Source organism: Pseudomonas sp., assembly GCF_026224925.1.
Classification (GTDB): Bacteria; Pseudomonadota; Gammaproteobacteria; order Pseudomonadales; family Pseudomonadaceae; genus Aquipseudomonas.
On the sequence record NZ_JAMFRV010000140.1, the window covers coordinates 1 to 1,585 of the forward strand.

Here is a 1,585-nt window from a genome sequence, read left to right on the forward strand (position 1 = left end):
ATTGTGCAGCGCCATTTGCATCGCCGGCTGGTCTTCGATCAGCACCGAGCCAAGCCAATCGTCGAAAGTGAATCGCTCATCGTCGGCTCGCCCGTAGTGGGATTTACTAATGGCAGAACAGGTCAACATCAAATTGTCTGTATCGAGCTGCCAAGAGCCGAGGCGTCCGGCCTTGAGGGCATTCTGCAAGCGTTGTTCGCTTTCAAGAATGTCTTCCATGCGCGCGCGTGCTTCGTATTGCCGACGGCGGCCGCGCAATGCAGTGGTGACCAGGCTGACCAAGGTAGCCGGGTGAAAAGGACGTTCGAGAAACGTGACATTACCCAAGTGCGTACCTAGACGCGTGGAAGGGTTCTGCTCCGGTCCGCCGTGGCGAGTCAGCAACACGATGGGCATGTCCGACCAAGGTGGCTGGCTTTCCATCAACGCCACCAAGGCGTTGATATTAGCCCCGTGGAGGGCCTCGTCAGCGATGATCGCTAAACCCGCCCCCAGCGCTAACTCTTGACACAGGTGCGCCAAGTCTCGGGCCATGAACGCGCCGAAACCTGCTTCTTCGAGGAGTATCCTAGCGATTTGGCTGTCACGACCGCGGGGTGCAAGGATGATCGCCCGCTCGGATACTCCCGGAATACTCACGCGTTTTCTTCCCTCATCAGCGGTTTGCTCTCGCCGTAATAATGAGGCACCCCGCGTAGAACACCTTGGAATGCATCCAGTGGCGCGCCGACTGTCAAGCCGTGCGCGCCAATCCGGTACTCCCGGATAGTCGACTCGTGGCTTCCCGTACGTTTTTTAATAACCGAAATGGCCCGGCGAACCTGACCCAAAGCTTCGAAATAACGCAACAGAATCACGGTGTCCGCCAAATAAGTTATGTCCACAGAAGTATGCATATCTCCGACCAATCCGTGCTGCGCCACGGTCATGAAGGTCGAAGCACCTTGACGGTTCAAGTACAGCAATAGCTCATGCATGTGCAGGATCAGTGCGTTTTCACCGGGCATTGCCGCCTGATAGCCGTTGATGCTGTCGATAACGACGGTTTTGATATGCTTCTCATCGACGCAACGTCGCACGCGGTGAGAAAACTCTCCCGGCGACAATTCTGCTGCGTCAACTTGTTCAATCATCAAGTTGCCGGTTTCTTGCAGGGCCTGAAGGTCTATATCAAGCTTTTTCATGCGCTCGAACAGCAGCCCCATTTCTTCGTCGAAGATGAACAGTCCGACCTTTTCACCGCGGGCCACCGCAGCGGCGGCAAATACCAAAGAAATAAGAGATTTGCCGGTGCCCGCCGGACCCAGTATCAGCGTGCCGGAGCCACTGTCTATACCACCACCGAGCAATGCGTCAAGTTCCGGAATACGACTGCTTAACTGCACACGCTGATAGCGGTGGCGGTGCTCTGCTGCCACCAGTCGCGGGAATACATGGATGCCATCGTTCATGATGGTGAAGTCGTGAAAGCCGCCTCGGTATTTTTGGCCACGATATTTCACCACGCGCAACCGTCGTCTCTCGGCGCCGTAATCCGGGGTCAGCTCTTCGAGACGGATAACGCCCTGGGCCACGCTGTGCAGCA

Annotated in this window: 1 protein-coding gene and 1 pseudogene; both read right to left on the minus strand. The window is 56.3% G+C overall.

What is annotated here, in order from left to right; translation table 11 throughout:
• Positions 1-639, minus strand: a pseudogene (locus tag M0974_RS06125) (hybrid sensor histidine kinase/response regulator); the annotation flags it as partial.
• Positions 636-1,585 (minus strand): ATPase domain-containing protein (locus M0974_RS06130; RefSeq protein ID WP_297834065.1); only part of this gene is annotated, 950 nt, incomplete at its 5' end. The pseudogene M0974_RS06125 and the gene M0974_RS06130, both read right to left, overlap by 4 nt.